This window comes from Sphingomonas sp. Sphisp66, assembly GCF_047324325.1.
Lineage (GTDB): Bacteria > Pseudomonadota > Alphaproteobacteria > Sphingomonadales > Sphingomonadaceae > Sphingomonas.
The window spans coordinates 3,718,397-3,744,037 of the sequence record NZ_CP168508.1; the positions used below are offsets into that span (position 1 = coordinate 3,718,397).

Sequence of the window (25,641 nt, forward strand, 5' to 3'; positions counted from 1 at the left end):
ATGACCGACCTTCCCAAGCCACCCGTCGCCGCCACCCGCCCCCACAGCTTCACCACCCACGGCGTCACGATCGAGGATCCCTGGGCCTGGCTCAGGGACCCGGGCTACCCCACCGTCACCGACAAGGACGTGCTCGCCTATCTCGAGGAGGAGAACGGTTTCTTCGAAACGGTGATGGAGCCGCTCAAGCCGCTTTCCGACACGCTGTTCAAGGAGATGCGCGGGCGGATCAAGGAGGATGAATCCTCCGTGCCGCAAAAGGAGGGCGACTGGCTCTACTGGAGCGACCACGAGGTCGGCGGCGAATATCCGCGGCTGTGGCGCAAGCCGGTCGCCGGGGGTGCCGACCAGCTGATCCTCGACGAGCCGGCGCTCGCCGCGGGCAAGGAATATTTCCGCGTCGGCGCGATCACGATCAGCGAGGACGGCGCGCTGATGGCCTATTCGACCGACGACGACGGATCGGAGCGCTACACGATCCGCTTCAAGGACCTGGCCGGCGGCGAGGCGATCGGCGAGCGGATCGAAGGCGCGGCGGGCAAATGGGGCGACGTCTCGATCGAAGGCACGATCGGCAACATCGTCTTCGCCAGCACCGGCGACGCGATCCTCTACGGCGTGACCGACGAGAACTGGCGGACGCGGACGATCAAGCTCCACCGGCTGGGCACCGATCCGGCCAGTGACGTGACGGTCTATTTCGAGGAGGAGCTCGGCTTCTCGGTCGGCGCCGAGCTGAGCAGCGACCGCAAATGGATCCTGCTCACCACCAGCGACCATGAGACCAGCGAGATCCGCCTCTACCCGGCCAATGATCCGCTCGCCGCGCCAATCCTGGTCAGCCCGCGCAAGCGGGGCCGCGAATATGATGTCGACCTGCACGGCGACACGCTGTTCATCCACACCAACGATACCGACCCGCAATTTCGGCTGGTCACCGCCAGCCTCGCCAATCCCGGCGAATGGGCCGAGCGGATCGCGCCCTCGCCGCATTTCTACATGACCGGCGTCGCCAGCTTCGCCGACTTCTTCATCGTCGAGGGGCGCGAGGACGGGCTCGATCAGATCGAGCTCCACCGCTACGACCCTGCCATCGCCCCGGTGCGGCTGAAGTTCCCCGAGGCGAGCTATGTCGCGGGCCTGGGCGACAATCCCGAATATGCCGTCGACAAGCTGCGGCTGAGCTATGAGTCGATGGTCACGCCGGGCACGGTCTACGACTATGACGTCGCTACCGGCGACCTCGAGACGCTGAAGGTGCAGGAGATCCCGTCGGGCTATGACGGAAGCAAGTACCGCACCGAGCGGCTGAAGATCGCCGCCCGCGACGGGACCGAGGTGCCGGTCTCGATCGTCTATCCCAGGGACTTCCCGAAGGACGGCAGCGGCAAGCTCTATCTCTACGCTTACGGTGCCTATGGCTATGCGATCCCGCCGGGCTTCTCGACCAGCCGCATCTCCTTCCTCGACCGGGGCGTCGCCTTCGCCATCGCCCATATCCGCGGCGGCGACGATCTGGGCCAGCAATGGTATCTCGACGGCAAGCTGGCGAAGCGGACCAACACGTTCAACGATTTCGTCGACGTGGCCAAGGGGCTGATCGACCAGGGCTTCACCCACAAGGGCGGCATCGCCATCGCCGGACGCTCGGCCGGCGGCGAGCTGATGGGCGCGGTGGTCAACTCCGACCCCGAGCTGTGGGGCGTCGTCGTGGCGGACGTGCCGTTCGTCGACGTGCTCAACACCATGCTCGACGAGAGCCTGCCGCTGACCCCTGGCGAATGGCCCGAATGGGGCAATCCGGTGGAAGACGCCGCAGCGTTCGAGCTGATCCGCTCGTACAGCCCGTACGACAATGTGACCGCCCAGGCCTATCCGCCGCTGTTCATCTCCGGCGGGCTCAACGACCCGCGGGTGACGTACTGGGAGCCGGCCAAATGGGCGGCCAAGCTTCGGGCGACCAAGACCGACGACAACGTCCTGGTCCTCAAGACCAACATGGGCGCCGGCCATGGCGGCAAGTCGGGCCGCTGGGAGAGCCTGAAGGAATCCGCCGACGAGATGGCCTTCATGCTGTGGCAGCTGGGCGCCGCCGGCTGACGCTCGCCGCGGCCCAGCGGACTGCGGGGAGGGAGACGGCAGCGCGAGAGCATCAGCGCCCCGCCTCCACTCCCCGCACCACCAGCCGCGTCTCGCGGTGGCATTGGTGGCAGAAGGCGAAATCGAACGTTTCGCTGAGCACCCAGGCCTGGGAACTGACGTCCCATTCGGCCCAGGCATCGCGGGTGACGGCAACGCCGCCACAACGTTCGCATGCCTGTTCGACCCGAGGAGCTTCGCCTTCTGCCACGCCGGCACGATAGGCGATCCAAGCGCCGTTTCGGACGGAAGCTCCTCCATTATGGACAAGCTTCCGTCCCCGTTGCGGGCCGCCACCACCCGGCCTAAGCCTGTGCCCCTCCGACCAAGGGAGCCATCGATGCGCATTACCACGCTTGCACTCGGCGCCGCCGCGGCGCTGTTCGTCACCATGGCAGCCACCGCCCCGGGCAGCCGCGCCGTAGCCGCCGCCCCGGCCGCGACCACCGCCGACGCCAATGCCGACCTCATCGCCGGCCGCCGCGCCGCCTTCCTGCTCTCCGCCGCGCTGACCGGCCAGATCAAGGGCGCCATCGACCGGGGCGACGATCCCAAGACGGTCGGCTTCGCTGCACGCGCGCTCGCCAACTGGGCGAAGGCGATCCCGGGCATGTTCCCCGCCGGCAGCACTGCGCCGACCTCCGACGCGCTGCCCACGATCTGGGGCGACCGCGCCGGCTTCGAGGCGCGCGCCGCCGACTATGCCGCCGCCGCGACCAAGCTGGCCGATCTCGCCAAGGCCGGCGACAAGCCGGGCTTCGCCGCCCAGTTCGGCGAGCTGGGCAAGGCCTGCAAGGCGTGCCACGACAGCTATCGCAAGCCCGACGACAAGCATTGATCCCGACGGGGCGCCCCTTCCGCGGGGGCGCTCCGCAACGGTCCGGCGCGGCGAAAGCCCGGCTGCGCGACTCTACTTTCCGGTGTTAACCTTAATTGTGCATTCACCACGATCTGGCGCACAGGCATAGGGTCCCGGGGAGTATACCGATGCACGATTGCATGAAACGCCGCCTGCTCTACGCGTCCAGCCAGGCCTATCAGCCGGGCATGCAGGTCCATGGCCGCAATGTCGGCTGGATCGAGGCGCCGTTCGTCGTGCGCCGCGAGACTGCGATCGGCAACCGCCAGATCGACCAGGCGCTGGTCGGCCGCACGCCCGAAGGCGTGGTGGTGGCGTTCCGCGGCTCGCTCCCCCCTTTCTTCGGCGACGCGCATGACGGCTGGGACGTGGTGCTCGACTGGCTGAACGACGCCTTCTCGCTGTGCATCGAGGATTCGCATTATGGCGGCGGCGTGCATTTCGGCTTCGCCGAATCGATGCGCCGGCTGTGGAGCGACGCAGGGTCCGGCCCGGGCGTGCGCACCGCGATCCAGGCGATGCTCGACCAGAGCCTGCTCGACCGCAAGGCGCGCCGGCATTTGTTCCTGACCGGCCATTCCAAGGGCGGCGCGCTCGCCAACCTTGCCGCGATGCGCGCGGCGCAGGCGAACGAATGGACCGACCTGCCGGTGAGCGTGGCGACCATCGCCGCGGCGCGCACGGGCAATGCCGACTTCGCCGCGAGCTATGAACGCACCCGCATCGCCTGCCTGCGCTACGAGATGCCGGGCGACGTCGTGCCGCACCTGCCGCTCAGCCCCGCGACGCCGGGCTGGGCGCGCAAGATCGCCAAGGGCGTGTTCCCCAGGCTGGCGATGGGCGATTACCGCCCGGTCGGCCTGCTGGTGACCCCGCCGCCGGCGCCCAAGGCCGGCCACCAGGCCTGGACCGGCTCGCGCCGCCCCGTGCGCCGCCTGCTCGACCGGCGCGGCTCGGGCCTTGAGGCCCTGACCCCGGCGATCCTGACCGCGCATGCCATCTGCCCGGGCAGCGGCTATGACCGGCTGATCTGCGAGGGCGAAGGCTTCGCCTGCGATCACGGCGAGACCCCGGCGCGCAAGCGGGCCTGAGTTTCGCGACGCCAGGCGAAGAAGGAAGATTGTTCGCGCAACGACGCGACGACGCGACGATTCTGGCCCTTGCCGCGTGAGCGGCCTTCCTTCTTCGAACTCCGAATGCGCAATGCCGCTGTCGCGACGGACAAACCGCGCCGCGAGCGGGACATCTTCGCGTCGTCGCGTCGTTGCGCGAACCAGCCTTCTTCCTTGCAGACATCACGCCCCGAGCAGCGCGGAAGTTCACTAAGTTCACGACCTCTACGCGCGCGCGATCACCACTCCTCGCTGTCTTCCGGAGGCTCGAGCAGATCGCGCGGCGGCTGGGCCTGATAGTCGCGCAGCGCCAGCGGCTCGCCCGGCTCTTCATTGTCGACGAGCCCCTGCACCGCGGCATCGAGGCGCTGGCGTGCGCCGGCAACCGGCGAGCGCACCGCAGCGCCGCTGAACCAGTCGCTGCGCAGATGCTGGAGCAGGAACAGCAGCAGCCGGTCCGAAGGCTGGCGGCTTTCGCCGACCAGCTCGCCATTCTTCCAATATTCGCGGACCGTGCCACGCGTCGCCCGTTCGAAGGCGAGCGCGGTGAGCCGGGCGGTGGAGACGAGCAGGGCGTCGTTCCAGGCTTCGGCAAAGGCAGTGGCGTCCGGGCGGCGGCGCAGGGCATAGGCCGAGCGTGCCGAGAGCCCCACCGCGGAGCAGGCCTCCGACACGCAGCCGGTCTCGGCGAGCGCCAGCAGGAAGCGGCGCTGGCGATCGGCGGTCCAGCCATCGCGGCGCGTGCGCAGGACAACGGGGGTGTAATTGGTGAGTGGCTCAGCCTCGGTTTCGGGCTGGATCGGTTGATATTCCATCGCATCGACTCCTTCTGGTTTGAAGTGAGTCGAATCAAATAACCATATCGGTTCGTGTAGGACAGCAGAAAATTGCACATGGGCGACGCGGAGCGCGCCACCCATGTGCTGCCGGGATCACTCCATCGGCATGTCGACGCAGATCAGCTTGCCGAGGACGTAGAAGCAGCCCGGCGGCAGCGGATCGTCGAACGCCAGCGCGACCGAGGGCGCGAGCGCCGAAAGCGCGAACAGCGCGGCAACTGCGATCTTCTTCTTCATGGGTGCACTCCTCCAGATGGTGGAGCGCGCAGGCTATCGGGTGCGGGGCGGCGCTCAAGCCGTCGGGGTGGTTGTGCGCGGGTTTATTGGCACCGAAACGGTCCACGGGGAAACAAGCCCCTCCCCTTCAGGGGAGGGGTTGGGGTGGGGACTGTCCGCGAGCGCAGGGCTCGGTGAGACACCATGCCCCACCCCCCACCCCCCCCCCGGAGGGGAGGGGCTTTGCACCCTTATCGATCGGCGGCGCGCCCGGGGCCGCGCCGCCTTTCCGTGCCTCAGAAATGCGCGATCAGGCCCGCCATCGGGCGGAAGCTCTTGGCCGCGCCGAAGGTGTTGATCTCCATGCGCAGGCGCACACCGCTGTTGCCGGTGATGCCGCCCAGGCCGATGTCCTTGGGCCCGACCTCGACGCCGGCGCCATAGGTCATCGCGTGGAAATCGCGGCTGTCATCGCCGAGCGCGGCGAAATTGACCCATTGATAGCCGACCTTGCCGTAGATCATGCCGCTCTCGCCCGCGCGCAGACCGAAGCGGCCGGCGGCGCCGTACTCCCAGTCGATATCGCCCTTGAAGCCCTTCACGACATTGCCCTCGGCGCCGATGAACACCGGGCCGAGCGGCACGTTGATGCCGGCGACGCCCTGGACCAGCCCGCCATCATAGGCCTTGCCGTCCGCGGGGAGCGGGATGCCGGCATTGGCCTGCTCGTCGAACCGCTCATAGCCGCCGAGGATGCCGACATAGGGCTCGATGCCGAAGGCGCGGGTGCCGTCGGGCGCGGTTTCGGCGACGCTGGAGGTGGTGGCGGTGCCGTCCGTGTCCTGCGCCTGGGCGGCGGGGACGGCGAAGGGCAGCGCGGCGAATGCCGCGGCGGCGAGGAGGATACGCATGTTGGGGGAAACCTCGTGACTATTTCAAACACACGCCCCGCCTGTGCCGCCCTGGATACGCGGACGCTGGCGGCGGGGCATTATGAGAAATGCGCGAGGAGTCAGAGGGTTGCATGCAGCACCGGATTAGGGCGGGCTGTGGCCGCAAAGACACACAACGACCATTTGCGAAATACGCAAATCAATCCCAGCATCACTCACACCCACACGACAACGATTATAGCTCCAGCTATTTAGCCAGCCGCTTCAACTTTGACAAAAACCGCACGGGCCTATCGATATTTTCCTTCTTTGCATCGATACATACTTTAGCAAATTCTACAGCTACACTTCCAAACGGCACTATAAGTGCAGCCCCGGCCACTGCGCTTAGCGGCGCCCCACTAACAGCTGCAGCCAAGCCGGTCATCGAAGCTGCAATCGAGCTTTGGTTGGAAAATGCCACTGAAAGGGACTTTTGAATTGTTTCAAATCCCCAAAGGCGCGCAACAGTATCCTGCTTATCCAAAATCGAGAGAAGCTTATCCTCTACATAGGATGAAGATTTCCCCTCAAAATTCTCATCGAAAAACACCCTGAGATCCCGCAGCGATCTACAGGATTCAGGGTCTTTCCTAAATTCTATTACCGCGTCCCAGCTTACTTTCGCTACGTCTATGAGGTTCAAACCACTCAGCGCAGTCTCAAACCGCGCGGCAGAGCCTTGCGTTGGCAGTTCAATAAGCGGGTCGTAGCCCCACGCCGGGCACGTATGATAATCTTTCTGCTTAAGATAGACTTCCAGGGCAGCCCGAAGCTTCTCCTTAGCCAATCTTCCATTTATGAAATCTTCAATTGCAAAGCTCATGCTATGAATTTGACTTAAGCCCTCACAAAGAGATACGTCAGTTTTTGTAACATCCCTAAAAGATGCCGTTTCCGAAAAAATTAAAGCCCATTGCAGCGATATTAAATATGACAATACCTCGCTAGGATCTTGATCAATAAGAAGACTGGAAACTATCTTTTCGGCAAGATCATGATCTTCATATGGAATATGATATGAGAACTGGTCGGCGGAGTTTTTTGACTTAGCCGCAGTCAGACCATCAAGCGGCATTACACTATCAAAATATAGGGCCGCTTCTTTTGTAGATATAAGGCTGACAGACTTAGTCATATATCTCCCTACTCCGCCGCAATCCCCGAACCCGAGAACATGTCCGGCCCGCCTTCAGCCGCGTCCTCGTTGGCGACCGGCGCCACCTTGGCCTTCTGGCGCTTGTCGAACGAGTCCCACACCTCGCCCCAGTTACCGCGGGTCGCTGCCTTCGAATATTCGGTCGCGCGGGTCTCGAAGAAGTTGGCGTGCTCGACGCCGTTCAGGAGCGGGGCGAGCCAGGGGAGCGGGTGCTCCTCGACCATGTAGATCGGCTTGAGGCCGAGCTGGCCCAGGCGCCAGTCCGCGATGTAGCGGACATACTTCTTGATCTCCTTGGGCGTCATGCCGTTGACCGGGCCCATCTCGAAGACGAGGTCGATGAACGCGTCCTCGATGCGCACCGTCTTCTGGCACATGTCGAGAATGTCGTCGCGGACCGACGGGGTGAGGCAGTTGCGCTCCTTGGTGAAGGCGTGGAACAGCTTGATGATGCCTTCGCAGTGCAGGCTCTCGTCGCGCACCGACCAGCTGACGATCTGGCCCATGCCCTTCATCTTGTTGAAGCGCGGGAAGTTCATCAGCATCGCGAAGCTGGCGAAGAGCTGCAGCCCCTCGGTGAAGCCGCCAAACATGGCGAGCGTCTTGGCGATGTCCTCGTCGCTGTCGACGCCGAAGGTGCTCAGATAGTCATGCTTGTCCTTCATCTCCTTGTACTGGAGGAAGGCGGCATATTCGGTCTCGGGCATGCCGATCGTGTCGAGCAGGTGCGAATAGGCGGCGATGTGGACCGTCTCCATGTTGCTGAACGCGGTCAGCATCATCTTGATCTCGGTCGGCTTGAACACGCGGCCGTATTTCTCGTGGTAGCAATCCTGCACCTCGACGTCCGCCTGGGTGAAGAAGCGGAAGATCTGGGTGAGCAGGTTGCGCTCGTGATCGGTGAGCTTCTGGGCCCAGTCGCGGCAATCCTCGCCGAGCGGCACCTCTTCCGGCAGCCAGTGGATCTGCTGCTGGCGCTTCCAGAAATCGAACGCCCAGGGATATTCGAAGGGCTTGTAGGTCTTGCGGGCTTCGAGAAGCGGCATGGGGATTACTCCGTGACGAACTTGGGAAAAGGAAGGGCGGGTGCGAGCGGGGCGGTCATGCCGTCCCTCCCGCCAAAGTGAAGACGGCCGCGAAGCCGCCGAGGAACAGGCCGAGCGCGAGCAGCATCATGCCGGCGATGCGCAGGGCATAGGTCGCCGCCTCGCCTTCGGGCAGGCCGAGCGTGCGCCGGGCCAGCGCCGGGCGGACGAGCGTCGCCAGCCCTGCGGCACCCGCGGCGGCGGCGATGCCGGCCATCAAGGCGAGGCTGCGGGTCATTCGTGGTCGATCACCGTGGCGCCGCGCTCGCGCACGACGCGGTCGCGGTAGACGACCTTGGTCACCTTGGTGCCGCGATTGGCGCCGACGCCGAACACGCAGATGCCGAGGAAATAGCCGAAGTCGTACCAGCCGCCATTGTTGGGCACGGCGTAGATCGCGACGTCGGGGATGACCAGCGAGAGGAACCAGGCCACCGGGAAGATGAAGCCGTGCCAGAGCCCCAGCAGGAAGCCCGGCGCCTCGGGCTGGACCGCGCTCGGCACCTGCTTCGCGCAGGCGGCGAGCAGCAGGAAGGCGGCGACGGACAGGGTGCGGAACGGCTTCATGCAATACCCCTTTCGGGTGAGTGACAGCGTGCGCGCCGCGCTGCATCGTTTCGTGGCCGCGCGCGTTTAGCGTGCGCACCATCCCCCCAAGGAGAACCCCAATGACCGACGCGAGCGCAATCAAGGAGCATATGGAAGTGATCGGCGCCGACGGCGTGCATGTCGGCACCGTCGACCATGTCGAAGGCGAGCGCATCAAGCTCACCAAGAAGGACAGCGGCGCCGAGGTCGAAGGCGCCGAGGGCTCGCATGCCGGGCATCACCACTACATCTCGCTCGGCCTGGTCGCCGGCGTGGAAGGCGACACGGTCCGCCTGAGCGCGAACGCCGATGTGGCGGTCGAGATCTTCGAGGAAGAGGCTTGATTTAAGCGCAGCCCCCTCACCCTTCCCACGCGCTCCGCGCGCGGGCTCCTTCCCTTTCCCACAAGGGGAGAGGGAGCGAGATCCCCAAATTCCCTCTCCCCTTGTGGGAGAGGGAGGGAGCCGCGTAGCGGCGGAAGGGTGAGGGGGACGCATCACGCGAAATTCCCCCGCAATTCGAGCGGCAGCTTCCGGGCGATCTCGGCGACGACGCCTTCGACATTCGTCATCACATCGTTGTTCCAGAACCGCAGCACCCGATAGCCTTCCATGTTCAGGAAGCGCGTCCGCGCCTCGTCGCGATCCCGACGCACCGCATGGGTGGCGTCATCCACTTCAACGATCAGCTTCGCTGCATGCGAGCAGAAATCGACATGATAGGGCCCGAACGGCGCCTGGTGGCGAAAACCGGCTTCCGGCAAACCGCGACGAAGCGCCGCCTTGAGCGCGAGTTCGACGGGCCCCGCATTGCGACGCAGATCGCGAGAGCGGAATACGGTTGTCGCGGGAAGAAGCTGGCGCTTGGTAAGCCCTGCCTCATTCCCACGAACCCATCGACGCGCAGCCCCCTCACCCTTCCCACTGCCTTCGGCAGCGGGCCCCTTCCCTCTCCCACAAGGGGAGAGGGAGTTGGGATCCGGGCGCCCTAGCTCCGCCACCTCACTGGCACGCCAGGCATTCGTCATAGTCGGTGCTTTCACCGAGGTTGAACTGCGGCTTGTCGATCGTGTTGTCGGCCTCCACGCCGCCCGCGAAGCCGGCGCGCTGCACGCTCTTCGAACGCAGATAGTAGAGCGACTTGATGCCGAGCTCCCAGGCGCGGAAGTGGAGCATCAGCAGGTCCCACTTCTCGACATCGGCCGGGATGAACAGGTTCAGCGACTGGGCCTGGTCGATATAGGGGGTGCGGTCGCCGGCCAGCTCGAGCAGCCAGCGCTGGTCGATCTCGAAGCTGGTCTTGTAGACGTCCTTCTCTTCCGGGGTGAGGAAGTCGAGGTGCTGGACCGAGCCGCCCTGCTCGAGGATCGAGTTCCACACCGCATCCGAGTTCTTGCTCTTCTCGCTGAGCAGCTTCTCCAGATACGGGTTCTTGACCGAGAACGAGCCCGACAGCGTCTTGTGCGTGTAGATGTTGGCCGGGATCGGCTCGATGCAGGCCGAGGTGCCGCCGCAGATGATCGAGATCGACGCGGTCGGCGCGATCGCCATCTTGCAGCTGAACCGCTCCATCACGCCCATGTCGGCCGCGTCCGGGCATGGGCCGCGCTCGACGGCGAGCGCCATCGAGGCCTGATCGACCTGCGCCTTGATGTGCTTGAACATCCGCAGGTTCCACGACTTCGCCATCGCGCCCTCGAACGGGATGCCGCGCGCCTGGAGGAACGAGTGGAAGCCCATGACCCCCAAGCCGACGCTGCGCTCGCGGCTGGCCGAATAAGCGGCCTTTTCCATGCCCGGCTCGGCACGATCGATATAGTCCTGCAGGACGTTGTCGAGGAAGCGCATCACGTCCTCGATCAGGTTCTTGTCGTCCTTCCACTGGTCCCAGGTTTCCATGTTGAGCGACGAGAGGCAGCACACGGCGGTGCGCTCGTTGCCCAGATGGTCCTTGCCGGTGGGGAGCGTGATCTCCGAGCACAGGTTCGAGGTCGAGACCTTGAGGCCCAGATCCCGGTGGTGCTTCGGCATGTTCGAGTTCACGTGATCGGCGAACACGATGTACGGCTCGCCGGTGGCGAGTCGGGTTTCGACCAGCTTCTGGAACAGCGCGCGGGCATCGACCTTGCCGCGCTCCGAGCCGTCCTTGGGCGAACGCAGGATCCATTCCTCGCCGCCCCGCACCGCTTCCATGAACGCATCGGGAATCAGCACGCCGTGGTGCAGGTTGAGCGCCTTGCGGTTGAAGTCACCCGACGGCTTGCGGATCTCGAGGAACTCCTCGATCTCCGGATGGCTGATGTCGAGATAGCAGGCGGCCGAGCCGCGACGCAGGCTCCCCTGCGAGATCGCCAGCGTCAGCGAATCCATCACGCGGACGAACGGGATGATGCCCGAGGTCTTGCCGTTGAGGCCGACCGGCTCGCCGATGCCGCGGACATTGCCCCAATAGGTGCCGATGCCGCCGCCGCGCGAGGCGAGCCAGACATTCTCGTTCCAGGTGTCGACGATGCCGTTCAGGCTGTCGGGCACCGAATTGAGGAAGCACGAGATCGGCAGGCCGCGGCCGGTGCCGCCGTTCGACAGAACGGGGGTGGCGGGCATGAACCACAGCTTCGAGATGTAATCGTAGATACGCTGGGCGTGCGCCTGGTCGTCGGCATAGGCCGAGGCGACGCGCACGAACAGGTCCTGGAAGGACTCGCCCGGCAGCAGATAGCGGTCGCGCAGCGTCTCCTTGCCGAACTCGGTCAGCAGCGCGTCGCGCGAATGATCGACCTCGACGTCGAAGGCACGGGGAGCGACGGACTTCGAATCATTCTTCTTGCGCACCTTCGCGCCAGCCTTGGCGGCGGCGGCAGGAGCTTCGGCGACGGTATCGTTCACGCTGTTTTCCGTGTCCCTGAATTCCATGACGTTCACCCCTGGCAAAGCTCACTCGCCCACCCCGCAGGGCTGGCACCAAATCCCGACTCAAGGGGCTGCCGATATTAGCATCGACCCAGCTGCGCGCGAAGAACAAAACATGTCCATCGCACTCAGCCTCAGGCACGAGTCGATCCCTTCCGCATATGGGTATGCGGCAGCGAGTCCACCAGTGCTTGAGCTTGCCCCTCAGTGCAACCACAACAGATTGTGCCAAACCGAGTCCGCGCACAAGACCCGAAATGGTTAATTTCCACAACGTTTCATCGCTAAAATGACTCGTCTCGTGGCATCTTCACATCTGCTGCAATGCCGCGACGCACGGACTTTCCTAGGGTTTCCGAAAGGCAAGGGAACGAACGCGGAACGTTAAATTTTTTGGTGTGAAGGAATCGTGACAACCACAAGGGCTTGTAGGTACCCGTCGGAACACACCGCAGATGGAGCCTGTCACAATATCTGGTTAGGCCGCGGGCATGGCTTCACCACAATCCCGGCTTCATGTGATCTTCAGCCGCTCCGCGCGGGGCAGCCTGGAGCAGGCGCTCGCGCTGGCAGGCCGTGCCGACATCGCGGTCGCGCCTTATGACGATCTCAGCTTCGGCCCGATCGCGCGCTACGACGCGGAGGCGCGCGACGCATGGGTGGAGGCGGTGCTGGGCTATGCGGACTGGGGAGAGGCCGTCGAGGACAGCTTGCCGGTCCTCTTGGCATCGGCCGAGACGCCGGCGCCACCGATAGTGTGGATATCCCCGGACAGCGCGCAGAGCGTGGCAGGCTTCCTGTGGTGGCTGTCGCATCAGGGCGAACGGGACTGCCTGGTCCTGGAAGTGCCGCGCCTGCACACGCTCCACGCCGAGGAACTGCTCGACTATCTCGACCGGGCCGAGCCGTTGCCGGCGGCACGGCGCGCGGCATGGCTGGCGACCTGGGCACGGCTTCAGGCGGAGGATGCTCCCCTGCGCGTGCTGGGCGCAGACGGTGCGCTGGAGTCGGCGCCGCTCGACCATTTCGATGCGGACCTGCTGCGGCATGCGACGGCGGCGTGGCAGAAAATGGCACTGATCGTGGGCACCGTGCTTCGCGAATTCGCCGACAACGGCCTCTATCAAGCGGGTGACATCGTGCTGCATGCGCGCCTGGCCGATCTTGCCGAGGCGGGCGCGCTGGAGTGGCTGGGCGATCTGAGCGTCATGCGCGGGTGTGAGCTGCGGTTGCCGCAATAATCACACGCAGATCTCTTTCTTTCCCCGGCGAAGGCCGGGGCCCAGCCCTTGAAAATCACGCGCCTTGGCGCGTCTGCGCCGCGCACGCTTAGTCTGGACCCCGGCCTGCGCCGGGGAAGCTTTCTTCCGACGCGGCGGTACTCTCCGCCCTTCCCGCTGCGCTCAGCCCAAAGAGCAGTTGCACTTCGCGCAACCGAGCGTTGCCGATTGCGCGATATTCATGCGACGATACCAAGGTCTAGAGGCAATCCTTTGGCGGATCGTTCCGCCCTGCAAGGGATTATGTCGGAATGGCAACGAACGGCGCAGTGGAGGAGCAGGCGGCATGGGAGCCGGCTCCGCACGAGCGCTCGCCGATCCCCGGCTCGCCTCCCACCCCCTGGCACCCGCTGCCGCGGCGCATCGCCTATTTCTCGGTCGCCGTGCTGGTGGTGATGTCGGGCTCGCTCGGCAATGCGATCGTCACCGCCAACCTGACCACGCTGCAGGGCTCGCTCGGCCTCTATTCGGCCGAGATCCAGTGGCTGCCGACCGTCTATGTGATGACCAATGTCTGCGCGAACATGCTGCTGATCAAGTTCCGCCAGCAGTTCGGCATAAGGCTGTTCACCCAGATCTTCCTGATCGGCTTCGCGCTGACCACCGCGGCGCATATCTTCACCCACAGCTTCGCGACCGCCGTGGCGGTGCGCGCGCTGAGCGGGATCGCGGCGGCGGCGTGCAGCACGGTCGGGCTGCTCTACATGGTGCAGGCCTGGACGCCCGAGCACCGGCTGAAGGGCATCGTCCTCGCCGTCTCGCTGCCCCAGACCGCGGTGCCGCTCGCCCGGCTCTTCCCGACCGAGGTGTTCGAGGCGGATCGCTGGCAGTCGCTATACCTGTTCGAGCTGGGCCTGGCGCTATTCTGCCTTGCCGGCGTGCGCCTGCTCGTGCTGCCCCCGGTCGAGCGGATGAAGGCGTTCGAGCCGCTCGACTTCGTCACCTTCCCGATCTTCGCGACCGGCATCGCCCTGCTCTGCGCGGTGCTGGGCCTCGGGCGGACGCTCTGGTGGTTCGAGGCACCGTGGATCGCCCCGGCGCTGATCGGCGCGATCGTCCTGATCCCCACCGCGCTGGTGATCGAGCATAACCGCAGGAACCCGCTGCTCAACACGCGCTGGCTGGGCAGCGGCGCCATATTGCGCTTCGCGCTCGTCTCGATCCTGGCCCGCGTGGTGCTGTCCGAGCAGACGATCGGCGCGTCGGGGCTGCTCGCGGTGGTGGGCATGGGCAATGACCAGCTGCGGATGCTCTACGCCGTGGTGCTGGTCGCCACGCTGGCCGGGGCGGTCATCGGCGCGATGACGATCGACCCTACCTTCCTCGGCAAACCGATCCTGATCGCGCTGGGGCTGATCTGCGTCGGTGCGCTGCTCGATTCGGATTCGACCAACCTGATCCGCCCCCACGACATGTATTTCAGCCAGGCGCTGCTCGGCTTTGCCAGCGCGCTGTTCATCGGGCCGGCGCTGCTGGTCGGGCTGACCCGGGCGCTGCGCGAGGGGCCGACGCATTTCGTCAGCTTCTCGGCGCTGTTCGGCATCACCCAGAATCTGGGCGGGCTGTTCGGATCGGCGATGCTCGGCACCTTCCAGGTGATCCGCGAGCATGCGCACAACAATGCCATCATAGCCGGGCTGATGAGCGGCGATCCGCTGGTGACACAGCGCCTCCAGCAGAACGCGGCCGCCTATGGCCGGGTGCTGGTCGATCCCGGGCTGCGCCAGGCCGAGGGCGCGGCGATCCTCTCGCAGACCGTGACGCGCGAGGCGAACATCCTGGCCTATAACGACACTTTCCTGCTGATCGCGGCGATCGCGGCGGGAACCATCCTCTGGGCCTCGGTCCACATCATGCGGATCCGGCGCGAGACGCTCGCCCGGATAGCCGCCGAACAGCAAGCACAAGCAGGAGCGCAGAATGGCTGATCCGGCCACCCCGACGACAGCAGCGGAACCGGCAGCGGCACCCCCGCCCCCGCCGCCACCGCCTGCCGTGAGCGAGGGTGCCGATCCGCCCCCCGCGCCCGAGGTCGTCGCGCGGCGCTGGACGCCACCCAGGCTACCGCTGCTCTCGATCGGGATCGCCGCGCTGCTGATCCTCGCCGGAGTCACCGCAGTGCTGATGGCGTGGCGGGTCTGGCCCTTTGCGGGCCATGTCCAGTCGACCGAGAATGCCTATGTCCGCGGCCAGGTGACGATCATCAGCCCGCAGGTGAGCGGCTATCTGACCGACGTGCCGGTGCAGGACTTCGCCAGCGTGAAGGCGGGCGACGTGCTCGCGACGATCGACGACCGCATCTATCGCCAGCGGGTCGATCAGGCCAAGGCGAACGTCGCCAGCGCCCAGGCCGCGCTCGCCAACAATCCCCAGCAGGCGGCCTCCAAGGCGGCGAGCTATGGCTCGCAGGAGGCGGCGGTGGCCTCGGCCCAGGCGCAGCTGACCAAGGCGCAGGCCGATTATGCGCGGATCGACGCGCTGGCCAAGGACGGCTTCATTACCCGGCGTGACCGTGACGCGGCGCTCGCCACGCTGCGCACCGCCCAGTCGGCGGTCGCCCAGGCCCAGGCGGCGCGCGCGGTGGCGGGCGAGGACATCCGCAGCGTTACGGTCAGCAAGGGCGGGTTGGTCGCCGCGGTCGACGCGGCCAGGGCGGCGCTCCACCTCGCCGAGATCGACCTCGCCAACACGGTGATCCGCGCGCCGGTCGCCGGGCAGCTCGGCGAGATCGGCGGGCGGCAGGGGCAATATGTCACCGCCGGCACCCAACTGATGGCGCTGGTGCCGCAGACGCTCTGGGTCACCGCCAACTACAAGGAGGCCCAGACCGCCAAGATCCGGCCGGGCGCGAAAGCGAGCTTCAAGGTCGACGCGCTGGCCGGCGCGCGGCTGACCGGGGTGGTCGAGCAGCTGGCGCCGGCGGCAGGATCGGAGTTCGCGGTGATCCGCAGCGACAATGCCACCGGCAATTTCGTCAAGATCCCCCAGCGCATCGCGGTGCGGATCCGGATCGATCCGAACCAGCCGATGGCGGCGCGGCTGCGGCCGGGCATGTCGGTGGAAGCGAGCGTGGAGGTTGGAAAATAGCCGTCATCCCGGCGAAAGCCGGGATCTCTTGCGGCTCCTTCCCCGCGCCTTCGCCTGAGATCCCGGCTTTCGCCGGGATGACGGTATGAAGGGGATGACGGTTGTGGGGTTGGAGGCGCGCACGCTAGGCTGCGACCGCAACGAGATTCGGGGACGGCATATGCGGACGGGAATGACGGCACTGGCGGTGGCTCTGGCTTGGGCGGCGCCTGCCTGGGCGCAGGATGCGGCGCCCGTACCGGCGCCCGAGGCGGCACCGGTGATCACCCCGACTCCGCTGCCGGCGGACGCAGTGGTAGTCAGCACCGGCGACGTCGCGACCGACCTGGTCACCGAGCGCTCGATCGACGAGCTGCAGGCGATGCTGGCGGCCGGCAAGGTCGAGGCGTCGAAGCTCGCCGACCTCTATGTCGAGCGGATCGGCAGGCTCGACCGCGACGGGCCGACGCTGCGCTCGGTGATCGTCACCGCCCCGGCCAAGGACCTGCGCTATGACGGTCGCGCCAGCGACGACCGGCGCAAGGCAGGCAAGACGCTCGGGCCGCTCGACGGCATCCCGGTCCTCATCAAGGACAATATCGAGACGCAGAACATGCCCACCACCGCGGGCAGCCTGGCGCTCGCCAACAACGACACCGGCCGCGACGCACCGCTGGTCGCGAAGCTGCGCGCGCAGGGCGCGATCATCCTCGGCAAGACCAACCTCAGCGAATGGGCGAACATCCGCTCGAACAATTCGATGAGCGGGTGGAGCGCGGTCGGCGGGCTGGTGCGGAACCCCTATGCGCTCGACCGCTCGGCCTGCGGCTCGTCGAGCGGCTCGGGCGCTGCGGTGGCGGCGAGCCTCGCGGCGGTGGCGGTCGGCACCGAGACCGACGGCTCGGTGGTCTGCCCCGCCGCGATGAACGGTCTCGTGGGCCTCAAGCCGACGCTCGGCCTGGTCAGCCGCACCGGGGTGGTGCCGATCAGCCATAGCCAGGACACGCCGGGGCCGATGGCGCGCTCGGTCAAGGACGCGGCGATCCTGTTCGGCGCGATGATCGGCAGCGATCCCGCCGATCCCGCGACCAAGGACGCGGACAAGCACCGGAAGGACTATGCGGCGGGCCTGACCCCCGATGCGCTCAAGGGCATGCGGATCGGATACTGGAAGCCCGAAATGGCCGCCGACCTCGCCGCGCGCTTCGACAAGGCGCTGGAGGAGCTGACCGCGACAGGCGCGGTGCTGGTCGAAGTGAAGATGCCCGAGCTGAAGGGCCTTGGCGAGGCCGAAGGATTGGTGCTCTACACCGAACTCAAGGCCGACATGGCGACCTATCTCGCCACCACCCCCGCCAGCGTCGGCCCGAAGACGCTCGCCGACCTGATCGCGTTCAACGACGCGCACAAGGACAGCGAGATGCCGTTCTTCGGCCAGGAGACCTTCATCAAGGCCGACAAGACCAAGGGGCTCGACGATCCCGAATACAAGGCAGCACGCGAGAAGTCGGCGCGCATGGCCGGCCCCGAGGGGATCGACGCGATGCTCAAGGCCGCCGATGCGCAGCTGCTGGTCACCCCGACCTATGGCACGCCCTGGCTGAGCGATCCTGCGCATGGCGACCAGTTCCAGGGGCCCTCGGCCAGCGAGCTGCCGGCGGTGTCCGGCTATCCCCACCTCACCGTGCCGATGGGGCTGGTGAACGGACTGCCCGCGGGGCTCTCCTTCATCGGCACGGCCTATAGCGACGGCCTGCTGCTCAAGGCGGGCTATGCCTATGAGCAGGCGACCCACGCCCGGGTGGCACCGAAATACCTGGCGACGATCCCGGCGGATCTGGGGCCGCGGAAATAACCGCCGTCGGGGTCGGGTGAGCGCCGAGAAATAACCGTCATCCCGGCGAAAGCCGGGATCTCAGGCGAAGGCGCGGGGAAGGAGCCGCACGAGATCCCGACTTTCGTCCGGATGACGACTATTATTTCTTCCCGTCCAGCTCTAGCAGTTCCTCGCGGACATGGATCGCCTCGAGCGACATGCGCACCTCGACCAGGAAATAGATCAGCCCGGCCATCAGCAGCAGCATCGAGATGATGAAGCTGATCGCCACCCAGATGCCGATATGCCAGTTGGCCAGCCGCGAGACGAACATCATCGCGACGACGAGGCAGATGGCGAGGCCGCTGGCGGTGCACAGGAAGATCGCGTTGTTGATCACCGCGATCCGGCGGTCGATGATCCGCAGTTCCCAGACATGGCGGTCATGCTCGGGCCCGGTCGAGCGCGGGTGAAGCTGCTCGATGTTGCGCGCCCGGTCGACGATGCGCGCCAGCCGGCCGACCATGACGTTGAGGAACGCCCCGATGCCTGCAAGCAGGAACACCGGCGCGATCGCCGCCTGGATCGTTTCCGAAACCGTGGAGAGATAGGGACCTTCCATCAGTTAAGCCTTATGCCGGGTGCGAAACGAGGAGTGAAGTGCGCATGATGACGTTCGAGACCGATACGCAGGCGGGAGTGGTCGAGTTCCTCGTCGATGGCGGCGTGACCCGCGCCGAATATGATGCCGGCGTCGCCGCGATGGAGGCAGTGATCGCGGACAAGGGCACGCTCTCGGCAGTCGCGGTGATCCGCGATTTCTCGGGCATGGAGCTGGGCGCCTGGTGGAAGGACGTCAGCTGGGGCGCCACCCATATGAGCAAGGTCCGCCGCGCCGCGATCGTCACCGACAGCAGCTGGATCGAGATGATGACCAGGGCCGGCAGCGTGTTGGTCCCGGCCGAAGTGAAGCTGTTCAAGCCCGACCAGATCGAGGCGGCCCGCGCCTGGGTTCGGGCGGGATGAGGCCTATGGAGGGTCGGCCCTTTTCGGTTCCCCGGCGACGGCGGGGGCCCAGTCTCGCCGCACTATCGATGGCGCCGGAGCCTCACGATCGACATTGCAACTGGGCCCCGGCCTTCGCCGGGGAGCTGCGGAAGCATCGGCACGCCCTACATGAAGGCGCGACCAAACGCGTCATCACGGCTTAGTAACGGGTGGTGCGCTAAGAGCATGGCCATGTCGAAGCCGATGCTGCTCGAGGAATTCACGCGCCTGCCGCCGGCGCTCACCGTCGATTGCGTCGACGGACTGGCCGGCGCGATCGATTCGGTCGCCGTCGGCGCGGCACCCTCGCACCGTTTCCTGCGCTATGGCTGGTTCGCCGCGGCGCTCAAGGCCTATGGCGGCGCCGCCCGCACGATCACCGTGGCGCGCGAAGGCGAGGCCGTGGTGGCGCTGCCGATCGTCGCTTCCGGTCCCGCCTGGGCCAGGCTCGTCTCGGTGCCCGGCTGCTACTGGCCGTTCCGCAGCTTCCCGGTGCGCGAGGATGCCGGAGTCGAGGCCGTCGAGGCCCTGCTCCCCCGCCTTGCCCGCGAGGCCCGCGCGCTGCGCGTCGGCCCGGTCTATGACGGCGATCCCGGGCTCGAGCTGCTCAAGGAAGCCGCCCGGGCCAAGGGCTGGGCGGTGCTCGACCGGTTCGTCGCCGACAGTTTCCTGCTCGATATCGCGGCGGCGGGGGGCGAAGGCCCCTGGCCGCGCAATTCGACGCTGAAGAAGAACCGCTTCCACGAGAAGCACCTCGGCAGCCACGGCGAACTCGACTGGAGCTTCGTCCACGGCAGCGGCTGGACCGGCGCGGCGTTCGATGCGCTGGCGGAGATCGAGGAGAAGAGCTGGATCGCGGCACGGACCGACGGCTCCGACGCCAAGTTCACCGCGCAGGGCCATGGTGGCTTCTGGCGCGCGGCGGCCGAGGATCCGGTGATCGCCGGCATGATGTGGGCAGCGATGCTCCGCATCGACGGGGCGCCCACCGCCTTCTCGTTCGACATGAACGCCGGCACGCTCAAATATGCCATCGCCAACAGCTATGATCCGCGCGTCGCCAAGCATTCGCCGGGCAAGCTGCTCTATTACCGCAACCTCGTCCGTGCGATCGAGGACGGCATCACCAAGGTCGACTGGGGCGCCGGCGACAGCGGCTACAAGCAGGTGATCGGCGCCGAGAAGGGTCCGGCGATCCGCGACTGGCTGTTCGTGCGGCCCGGGATCGACGCGATGGCGGGCAAGCTGCTCCGCTCGGCCTGGAAGCGCACCGGCCGTGCCGAGGGCGAATCAGCGCCGGCGGAAACGGATGGCGTCGTCGATGCTCAGGCAGGCGAGCGCGGTGACGAATAAGCCAAAGGCAGCAGCTACTAGATAGAGGTACATCGGGGCTCCTCTCTCGGGTCTTGACCCCATTTGCCTGCCCCCTGGGACAATCCGTCGCTTTGACGATCGTCAAATGGCCGGCATAGTGGCGAGCATGACGGCCCAGCTCTGCTCCGACTGCGCGGTGCGCGACCGGGCGCTTTGCGCCAGCCTCGACGATGTCGAGCTGGAGGTGCTCAACACGCTGGGGCAGAAGCGCAGGCTCGCACGCGGCGAGACGCTGCAATGGGCGGGCGAGGAAAGCCTGGTCTGCGGAAATCTGGTCTCGGGCGTGCTCAAGCTCAGCGCCACCACGCCCGACGGGCGCGAACAGGTGGTCGGGCTGCTCTATCCCGCCGATTTCGTCGGCCGCCCCTGGGCCGGAACCGCCGATTTCACCATCACCGCGCTCGGCGATGTCGAGCTTTGCGTCTTCCCCCGCGGCCCCTTCGAGCGCGTGCTGGAGGATCACGTCCGCATGGAACGGCTGCTGCTCCAGCGCACGCTGGCCGCGCTCGACGAGGCGCGCGGGCGGATGCTCACGCTTGCCCGGCTCTCTGCGCGCGAGAAGCTGGCGGGCTTCCTGCTCGATCTCGCCGACCGCTCGCATGGCTGCCGTGCCACCGCCTTCGGCCCGCTGACCTTCGACCTGCCGCTCACCCGCGGCGAGATCGCCGAGGTGCTGGGGCTGACGATCGAAACGGTGAGCCGCCAGCTGAGCAAGCTCAAGGCCGAAGGCGCGATCAACCTGATGGGCGCGCGCGGGATCACGATCCGGGACAGGACGAAGCTGGAGGCGGCGTAGCGTACGCTTGGCCAATAGCGGTCACCCCGGCACCAAATCCGTCATCCCGGCGAAAGCCGGGATCTCAGGCGAAGGCGCGGGGAAGGAGCCGCACGAGATCCCGACTTTCGTCGGGATGACGGCTCTGCTCGGGAACCCTTTCCCCTCCCCGCGACATCTCCCCACGTGAAGATCGCAACCTACAACGTCAACGGCGTCAACGGCCGCCTCCCCGTGCTGCTGCGCTGGCTGGCCGAGGCCCGGCCCGACGTGGTCTGCCTGCAGGAGCTGAAGGCGCCGCAGGAGAAATTCCCCGAAAGCGCGATCCGCAACGCGGGATACGGCGCGGTGTGGCACGGGCAGAAGAGCTGGAACGGCGTCGCCATCCTCGCGCGCGGCTGCGATCCGGTCGAGACGCATCGCGGCGTGCCCGGCGACCCCGAAGATCTGCAGAGCCGCTATATCGAGGCGGCGGTGAACGGCGTGCTGGTCGGCGGGCTGTACCTGCCCAACGGCAACCCCAGACCGGGGCCAAAGTTCGACTACAAGCTCAGATGGATGGAGCGCTTCGCGCTGCGCGCCGCCGATCTGGTCGGGCTCGGCGAGCCGGTGGTGCTGGCGGGCGACTACAACGTCATGCCGACCGATCTGGACGTCTACAAGCCCGAGCGCTGGCGCGACGACGCGCTGTTCGCGCCCGAGGCCCGCGCCGCCTATGCCCGGCTGCTCGACCAGGGCTGGACCGACGCGCTGCGCCACCTCCATCCCGGCGAGACGCTCTACACCTTCTGGGACTATTTCCGGAACGCCTATGCCCGCAATGCCGGGCTGCGGATCGACCACCTGCTGCTCAACCCGCCCGCGGTGAAGCGGCTGAGGCGGGCCGAGGTCGACCGGGAAGTCCGCGGCTGGGAGAAGACCAGCGACCATGCGCCGGTCTGGGTGGAGCTGATGGACTGAGCCCTTCCCGCCCGCCATGCCGACGGCACGCCTCCCGCTTCTACGCCACCCGCCGCAGCCGATATCCGTCCCGCTCGACCGCCACATGTCCCAGCCGGGCGAGCGCAGCGAGAGTCGCGTCGATTCGGGGCGCAGCCTTCCGCCCCTGGGCATAGCGGCCGGCGATCTCCGCGGCGCCCCGCACTCTGCCGTCGCGCAGGCAGTCCAGCACCGCCGCAGTCTGGCCGATCGCGTCGCGCGGGAACAAGGGCTTGCCTGCGGCCTTGGCCACCAGTTCGGCTTCGACCTGGACCATCGACTGCGGAGTCAGCATCTCCACGCCGCTGCGCGCCAGCTGATATTCGGGTCGCAACCACCGGATGCGACCGGATCGCTCCTCGCGCACGCGCTCGGCATTGAGCGCGACCAGGCGCGCGATGATCTCCTCTTCGGCAAGCGCGGCAGGCCAGCCATAGGCGGCCGCGACAGCGGAATCGAGCTGGAGGTGCAGTTCGGCGATGAGGTCGACCCTGCCCCGGAGACGCTGGTCCTGCCCGACCATGTCGAACGGCTGCCCCGAAGCGAGATGTGCACGCAGATTGTAGAGGCCGGTAAGGGTGAGATCGGCATGCTCGGCAAGCACGGCCTTGCGGGTGGCGTCGAGCTCTTCGGCCAGCACAGCGATCATCTGCTGGTTCCCGACGTTGGTATCAGGAAACGGAAATGGATCGAAGACGCGCGATTTCGAATAGCGTGAATCATTGCCAATACCGAGCCAACCACCGGCCCGTAGTGCCCATATGGCATGTGATCGCGAAGACAGCACACCCAGATGGAAGCCGTCCTCCAATCCCATGCAGACCAGCATATTGTCGGGCAGGATCCTGGCATCCAGAAACTGGAAGACGCGGTGCTTCGCCGTCTCCACGGTGGCGAGATAACGCGGCAGACCGTCAAGCGCGGGACGCAATTCGCGCCGTGGCTCGCCGAATATCCACCAATTGTCACGATAGACGGCGCGATTGTTGCGGTCGCGCTCCGGCCTGACCGTGCGCAGCAAATGACCATATACCTCGGGAAAGCGCTGGCGGACTTCCGCTTCCTCGAGGCCGAACAGGTCGATTACCATCGCGCCCCGTGCCCGAGCCGTGAGATCGCGGCCGTTGCGATAGGGCCGAATGTGCCGATCGAGGCCCTCGCGAGTGCCAAGGCCCAGATGCACGGCTTCCGCAGGCGTGACGATGAAGCCAGCGCCATGCAATTTCATGCCGGGCGAGCTCAATCCGGCATTCGCACGCAGGGGAACGGTCCTGGTGATGTCCGTCCCCACGGTAAGATCGGGATGGATTAGCCCGGCCGCGGTACGCAGCTCGATCCGCGGCTGATCGCTGTCGAGCGCCGCTTCGTGCCGAACCTCGTGGAGCGCGCCTTCGCCTTTCCCTGGAGCCACCACCGTCATCGCGATGCGCACCGCAGCGGAATCAGGGGACGCCTTGGTCCAGGGGTGATCCGGGATCGCCATCGCCAGATGCAGCAGCGGCTTGCCGTCGAGCCGCTTGGCCATCACGCGGCGGCTGAATTCCTGCGTGATCGAATTGGTGGTGACGAAGCCGAACCGCTTGAGCCGGGTGTCCTTGCGCCCGAGCAGATCGGCAGCCAGGTCCCACCAGTACATCACCAGGTCGGCCGACTTGTTGAGGTGGGGGTGCGCCTTCCACAGGGCCTCGGCATATCCCTCCGGCATGCGCGCGCGCAGATCCTTGCCACCGATGAAGGGCGGGTTGCCGATGATATAGTCCGCCTCGGGCCATTCCGGGCGACGTGGATTGGGCCGCTCGGTGGCGCTGCGATCCGCATTGGGGCGCTCGGGATCATGCGCCAGCACGGCGTCCATGGTGTGGATGTTGCCGAAGCTCTGGAGCACCGGATCGGAAATCCCGCCACCGCCGCGCAAATGCCATTGCAGATAGCCGAGCCACAGCACCAGCTCGGCGATCGCGGCAGCCCGCGGGTTCAATTCGATCCCCAGGAAGTTGCGCGGATCAACGCTCAGCGTCTCCAGAGCCAACGCCTCCTGCCCACCGAGCGCTGCCAGCGTCTCAAGGACCTCGCCTTCCAGCTGCTTCATCAGCTCGAGGGCGACATAGAGGAAGTTGCCGGTCCCGCAGGCGGGATCCAGAATGCGCGTGCCAGCGAGCCGGGCATGGAAGTCCCGGACCAGTTGGATGGCCTCACTCGGCTTTTCCAGCCGCAGGCGTTCAATCGTGGCGAGCACCAATGCCCATTCGTCACGCAGGGGCGCGATGACGGTGGCGACCACGAGGCGCTCGACATAGGCGCGGGGCGTGTAATGGGCGCCGAGCTGGCGACGCTCGGCCGGGTGCAGCGCCTGCTCGAGCAACGCACCGAAAATGGCGGGCTCGACTTCGGTCCAGAGATGCATGGCGGCAGCATGGAGCTCGCCGATCTCCTCCCGGCGCAGCGGGATCGCGATCGCCTCGGCAAAGAGCTTGCCGTTGAAGTGGCGGACCTTGCGGCGGAGCACGGGCGATATACCGCCCTTGTCCATGGTACGCCAGAGGTCCTCCAGCATCGGCGCGAAGGCCTCGGGATTGTTGCGGGCGTCCGCCAGCATCTCGGTGAAACTGCCACGCTCGAGCAGGCCGACATCTTCGGAGAACATCGTGAACAGGCAGCGCATGAGGAAATGCGCGACCTTCTCCGGCGGATGGCCCCGCTCTTCGAGGGACTTGCTGACCTTGGCCAGCCGACCGGCGATCTCGCGCGTGACGGCGGCGGTGCGAGCCGACGGGTCGAGGCTTTGCGGATCGAGCCAGATCGCGCGCAATCGCTTGCGCACCTCGGGATCCCGCAGCTCTTCCAGATAGATGCGGAAACCGGCCCGATCGGGGAAATGCCGGTAGTTCTTCCCCTGCCCCGAAAAGTCGGCATACAGCTCCAGGCAGTGGCCCACATCGCATACGATTAGGAAAGGCGGCCAGCCATGCTCCGCATCGAGCGCACGGGCATAGCGTTCGGCCTGGTCGCGCGCGTTGCGCATCAACACGTCCCAATCGCGCCGCGCGCTTCGCCGGCCCAGCAGCGCGGGTACGGCGAGGTCGGGTTGGTGGGCCGGACTGGACAGAGGGATGGCGTTCCGCTGGTCCTTCCAGCGGCTCTGCTTCGCCTCGAGCACGAAACAGCCGCGCCGATACAGATCGATGCGGCCGATCCGGACATGACCATCGCCATCGACGTCGCGTACTACCCGCTCGAAGACATAGTCATTGTTTTCATGCGTCGCCCCGGCGGGATCCGGATGTGGCAACTCCAGGGGATCAGCAAGCTCGACGAGGAACAGTGCATAATTGGCGCGCTCGGCGCCACCTTCGCCCGAGCGCCATCGCTCGATGAAATATTCCGTTGAACTTAATTCCCCCATGCAGGGAATTTGATCTTCAAGACCCTAACAAAGCGGAAAACACCATTTTACATAAGCAACGAAA

The 25,641-nt window shown here is 66.2% G+C and carries 24 protein-coding genes; 12 read left to right on the forward strand and 12 right to left on the reverse strand.

What is annotated here, in order from left to right:
* Complete coding sequence (locus ACEN8G_RS16825; RefSeq protein WP_413418619.1) at window positions 1–2,100, forward strand: S9 family peptidase; 2,100 nt, start codon at window positions 1–3, stop codon at window positions 2,098–2,100.
* Window positions 2,101–2,152: 52 nt separating this feature from the next.
* Here ACEN8G_RS16825 and ACEN8G_RS16830 read toward each other — a convergent pair whose 3' ends face one another.
* Window positions 2,153–2,350 carry a hypothetical protein gene (locus ACEN8G_RS16830; protein ID WP_413418621.1) on the reverse strand — a complete coding sequence of 66 codons (198 nt, stop codon included), beginning with the start codon at window positions 2,348–2,350 and terminating at the stop codon, window positions 2,153–2,155.
* A 129-nt stretch (window positions 2,351–2,479) separates the two neighbouring features.
* Between ACEN8G_RS16830 and ACEN8G_RS16835 the strand changes: the two genes are divergently transcribed.
* Together ACEN8G_RS16835 and ACEN8G_RS16840 are read left to right on the forward strand one after the other, a co-directional pair.
* Entirely contained in the window at window positions 2,480–2,977 is a 498-nt protein-coding gene (locus ACEN8G_RS16835) for a c-type cytochrome (RefSeq protein ID WP_413418623.1), read from the forward strand.
* Between the two features lie 149 nt (window positions 2,978–3,126).
* On the forward strand, window positions 3,127–4,089 hold the full coding sequence (locus ACEN8G_RS16840) for a lipase family protein (protein ID WP_413418625.1): 963 nt from the start codon (window positions 3,127–3,129) through the stop codon (window positions 4,087–4,089).
* A 260-nt stretch (window positions 4,090–4,349) separates the two neighbouring features.
* Here the strand turns inward: ACEN8G_RS16840 and ACEN8G_RS16845 are convergent, their stop codons facing one another.
* The 7 genes from ACEN8G_RS16845 to ACEN8G_RS16875 form a co-directional block, all read right to left on the reverse strand.
* Window positions 4,350–4,925, reverse strand: a complete 576-nt coding sequence (locus tag ACEN8G_RS16845; protein ID WP_413418627.1) for a hypothetical protein — start codon at window positions 4,923–4,925, stop codon at window positions 4,350–4,352.
* A 117-nt stretch (window positions 4,926–5,042) separates the two neighbouring features.
* Window positions 5,043–5,186, reverse strand: a complete 144-nt coding sequence (locus ACEN8G_RS16850; protein WP_413418629.1) for a hypothetical protein — start codon at window positions 5,184–5,186, stop codon at window positions 5,043–5,045.
* A 275-nt stretch (window positions 5,187–5,461) separates the two neighbouring features.
* Window positions 5,462–6,076, reverse strand: a complete 615-nt coding sequence (locus ACEN8G_RS16855) for an opacity protein (RefSeq protein ID WP_413418125.1) — start codon at window positions 6,074–6,076, stop codon at window positions 5,462–5,464.
* Window positions 6,077–6,305: 229 nt separating this feature from the next.
* Complete coding sequence (locus ACEN8G_RS16860; protein WP_413418123.1) at window positions 6,306–7,235, reverse strand: hypothetical protein; 930 nt, start codon at window positions 7,233–7,235, stop codon at window positions 6,306–6,308.
* Between the two features lie 8 nt (window positions 7,236–7,243).
* Window positions 7,244–8,302: a ribonucleotide-diphosphate reductase subunit beta gene (locus tag ACEN8G_RS16865; protein WP_307117430.1), complete on the reverse strand. Its 1,059-nt coding sequence runs from the start codon at window positions 8,300–8,302 to the stop codon at window positions 7,244–7,246.
* 55 nt (window positions 8,303–8,357) lie between these two features.
* Window positions 8,358–8,579: a hypothetical protein gene (locus ACEN8G_RS16870; RefSeq protein ID WP_413740631.1), complete on the reverse strand. Its 222-nt coding sequence runs from the start codon at window positions 8,577–8,579 to the stop codon at window positions 8,358–8,360.
* Window positions 8,576–8,908: a hypothetical protein gene (locus tag ACEN8G_RS16875; RefSeq protein ID WP_413418119.1), complete on the reverse strand. Its 333-nt coding sequence runs from the start codon at window positions 8,906–8,908 to the stop codon at window positions 8,576–8,578. Before ACEN8G_RS16875 ends, ACEN8G_RS16870 begins: the two co-directional genes overlap by 4 nt.
* Before the next feature lie 101 nt (window positions 8,909–9,009).
* Here ACEN8G_RS16875 and ACEN8G_RS16880 point away from each other — a divergent pair, with 101 nt between their 5' ends.
* Window positions 9,010–9,273 (forward strand): DUF2171 domain-containing protein, encoded by a 264-nt coding sequence (locus ACEN8G_RS16880; RefSeq protein WP_307117427.1) that lies wholly within the window; start codon window positions 9,010–9,012, stop codon window positions 9,271–9,273.
* 152 nt (window positions 9,274–9,425) lie between these two features.
* Here ACEN8G_RS16880 and ACEN8G_RS16885 read toward each other — a convergent pair whose 3' ends face one another.
* Window positions 9,426–9,956, reverse strand: a complete 531-nt coding sequence (locus ACEN8G_RS16885) for an endonuclease domain-containing protein (RefSeq protein ID WP_413418116.1) — start codon at window positions 9,954–9,956, stop codon at window positions 9,426–9,428.
* Window positions 9,931–11,841, reverse strand: coding sequence for a ribonucleoside-diphosphate reductase subunit alpha (locus ACEN8G_RS16890; RefSeq protein ID WP_413418114.1), 1,911 nt, complete (start codon window positions 11,839–11,841; stop codon window positions 9,931–9,933). The genes ACEN8G_RS16885 and ACEN8G_RS16890 overlap by 26 nt, the downstream gene beginning before the upstream one ends.
* A 488-nt stretch (window positions 11,842–12,329) precedes the next feature.
* On the opposite strand from ACEN8G_RS16890, the gene ACEN8G_RS16895 reads away from it, so the two are divergent.
* The 4 genes from ACEN8G_RS16895 to ACEN8G_RS16910 all read left to right on the forward strand — a co-directional run bounded on the left by ACEN8G_RS16895 (window position 12,330) and on the right by ACEN8G_RS16910 (window position 18,039).
* Window positions 12,330–13,079: a DUF3658 domain-containing protein gene (locus ACEN8G_RS16895; RefSeq protein ID WP_413418112.1), complete on the forward strand. Its 750-nt coding sequence runs from the start codon at window positions 12,330–12,332 to the stop codon at window positions 13,077–13,079.
* A gap of 290 nt (window positions 13,080–13,369) precedes the next feature.
* Window positions 13,370–15,046: an MFS transporter gene (locus tag ACEN8G_RS16900; RefSeq protein WP_413418110.1), complete on the forward strand. Its 1,677-nt coding sequence runs from the start codon at window positions 13,370–13,372 to the stop codon at window positions 15,044–15,046.
* Window positions 15,039–16,205: an HlyD family secretion protein gene (locus ACEN8G_RS16905; protein WP_413740632.1), complete on the forward strand. Its 1,167-nt coding sequence runs from the start codon at window positions 15,039–15,041 to the stop codon at window positions 16,203–16,205. The genes ACEN8G_RS16900 and ACEN8G_RS16905 overlap by 8 nt, the downstream gene beginning before the upstream one ends.
* A gap of 172 nt (window positions 16,206–16,377) precedes the next feature.
* Window positions 16,378–18,039: an amidase gene (locus ACEN8G_RS16910; RefSeq protein WP_413417091.1), complete on the forward strand. Its 1,662-nt coding sequence runs from the start codon at window positions 16,378–16,380 to the stop codon at window positions 18,037–18,039.
* 121 nt (window positions 18,040–18,160) lie between these two features.
* Here ACEN8G_RS16910 and ACEN8G_RS16915 read toward each other — a convergent pair whose 3' ends face one another.
* Window positions 18,161–18,622: a DUF2721 domain-containing protein gene (locus tag ACEN8G_RS16915; protein WP_413417089.1), complete on the reverse strand. Its 462-nt coding sequence runs from the start codon at window positions 18,620–18,622 to the stop codon at window positions 18,161–18,163.
* Between the two features lie 44 nt (window positions 18,623–18,666).
* Here ACEN8G_RS16915 and ACEN8G_RS16920 point away from each other — a divergent pair, with 44 nt between their 5' ends.
* The 4 genes from ACEN8G_RS16920 (at window position 18,667) to xth (ending at window position 22,156) form a co-directional block, all read left to right on the forward strand.
* The gene (locus ACEN8G_RS16920) at window positions 18,667–19,026 is read left to right on the forward strand and encodes an STAS/SEC14 domain-containing protein (protein ID WP_413417087.1); all 360 of its coding nucleotides are present in this window, start codon (window positions 18,667–18,669) and stop codon (window positions 19,024–19,026) included.
* A gap of 213 nt (window positions 19,027–19,239) precedes the next feature.
* The gene (locus ACEN8G_RS16925; protein ID WP_413417085.1) at window positions 19,240–20,400 is read left to right on the forward strand and encodes a GNAT family N-acetyltransferase; all 1,161 of its coding nucleotides are present in this window, start codon (window positions 19,240–19,242) and stop codon (window positions 20,398–20,400) included.
* 127 nt (window positions 20,401–20,527) lie between these two features.
* Window positions 20,528–21,217: a Crp/Fnr family transcriptional regulator gene (locus tag ACEN8G_RS16930; RefSeq protein ID WP_413417083.1), complete on the forward strand. Its 690-nt coding sequence runs from the start codon at window positions 20,528–20,530 to the stop codon at window positions 21,215–21,217.
* Between the two features lie 165 nt (window positions 21,218–21,382).
* Window positions 21,383–22,156: an exodeoxyribonuclease III gene (xth, locus tag ACEN8G_RS16935; RefSeq protein WP_413417081.1), complete on the forward strand. Its 774-nt coding sequence runs from the start codon at window positions 21,383–21,385 to the stop codon at window positions 22,154–22,156.
* 40 nt (window positions 22,157–22,196) lie between these two features.
* Here xth and ACEN8G_RS16940 read toward each other — a convergent pair whose 3' ends face one another.
* Entirely contained in the window at window positions 22,197–25,577 is a 3,381-nt protein-coding gene (locus tag ACEN8G_RS16940) for a class I SAM-dependent DNA methyltransferase (protein WP_413417079.1), read from the reverse strand.
* Window positions 25,578–25,641: the final 64 nt, after the last annotated feature.

Bases quoted from the DNA above. Each gene is read 5' to 3' on its own strand.
- ACEN8G_RS16825 (WP_413418619.1), top strand. From the start codon at position 1: ATGACCGACCTTCCCAAGCCACCCGTCGCCGCCACCCGCCCCCACAGC.
- ACEN8G_RS16835 (WP_413418623.1), top strand. From the start codon at position 2,480: ATGCGCATTACCACGCTTGCACTCGGCGCCGCCGCGGCGCTGTTCGTC.
- ACEN8G_RS16840 (WP_413418625.1), top strand. From the start codon at position 3,127: ATGCACGATTGCATGAAACGCCGCCTGCTCTACGCGTCCAGCCAGGCC.
- ACEN8G_RS16845 (WP_413418627.1), bottom strand. From the start codon at position 4,925: ATGGAATATCAACCGATCCAGCCCGAAACCGAGGCTGAGCCACTCACC.
- ACEN8G_RS16850 (WP_413418629.1), bottom strand. From the start codon at position 5,186: ATGAAGAAGAAGATCGCAGTTGCCGCGCTGTTCGCGCTTTCGGCGCTC.
- ACEN8G_RS16855 (WP_413418125.1), bottom strand. From the start codon at position 6,076: ATGCGTATCCTCCTCGCCGCCGCGGCATTCGCCGCGCTGCCCTTCGCC.
- ACEN8G_RS16860 (WP_413418123.1), bottom strand. From the start codon at position 7,235: ATGACTAAGTCTGTCAGCCTTATATCTACAAAAGAAGCGGCCCTATAT.
- ACEN8G_RS16865 (WP_307117430.1), bottom strand. From the start codon at position 8,302: ATGCCGCTTCTCGAAGCCCGCAAGACCTACAAGCCCTTCGAATATCCC.
- ACEN8G_RS16870 (WP_413740631.1), bottom strand. From the start codon at position 8,579: ATGACCCGCAGCCTCGCCTTGATGGCCGGCATCGCCGCCGCCGCGGGT.
- ACEN8G_RS16875 (WP_413418119.1), bottom strand. From the start codon at position 8,908: ATGAAGCCGTTCCGCACCCTGTCCGTCGCCGCCTTCCTGCTGCTCGCC.
- ACEN8G_RS16880 (WP_307117427.1), top strand. From the start codon at position 9,010: ATGACCGACGCGAGCGCAATCAAGGAGCATATGGAAGTGATCGGCGCC.
- ACEN8G_RS16885 (WP_413418116.1), bottom strand. From the start codon at position 9,956: ATGACGAATGCCTGGCGTGCCAGTGAGGTGGCGGAGCTAGGGCGCCCG.
- ACEN8G_RS16890 (WP_413418114.1), bottom strand. From the start codon at position 11,841: ATGGAATTCAGGGACACGGAAAACAGCGTGAACGATACCGTCGCCGAA.
- ACEN8G_RS16895 (WP_413418112.1), top strand. From the start codon at position 12,330: ATGGCTTCACCACAATCCCGGCTTCATGTGATCTTCAGCCGCTCCGCG.
- ACEN8G_RS16900 (WP_413418110.1), top strand. From the start codon at position 13,370: ATGGCAACGAACGGCGCAGTGGAGGAGCAGGCGGCATGGGAGCCGGCT.
- ACEN8G_RS16905 (WP_413740632.1), top strand. From the start codon at position 15,039: ATGGCTGATCCGGCCACCCCGACGACAGCAGCGGAACCGGCAGCGGCA.
- ACEN8G_RS16910 (WP_413417091.1), top strand. From the start codon at position 16,378: ATGACGGCACTGGCGGTGGCTCTGGCTTGGGCGGCGCCTGCCTGGGCG.
- ACEN8G_RS16915 (WP_413417089.1), bottom strand. From the start codon at position 18,622: ATGGAAGGTCCCTATCTCTCCACGGTTTCGGAAACGATCCAGGCGGCG.
- ACEN8G_RS16920 (WP_413417087.1), top strand. From the start codon at position 18,667: ATGATGACGTTCGAGACCGATACGCAGGCGGGAGTGGTCGAGTTCCTC.
- ACEN8G_RS16925 (WP_413417085.1), top strand. From the start codon at position 19,240: ATGTCGAAGCCGATGCTGCTCGAGGAATTCACGCGCCTGCCGCCGGCG.
- ACEN8G_RS16930 (WP_413417083.1), top strand. From the start codon at position 20,528: ATGACGGCCCAGCTCTGCTCCGACTGCGCGGTGCGCGACCGGGCGCTT.
- ACEN8G_RS16940 (WP_413417079.1), bottom strand. From the start codon at position 25,577: ATGGGGGAATTAAGTTCAACGGAATATTTCATCGAGCGATGGCGCTCG.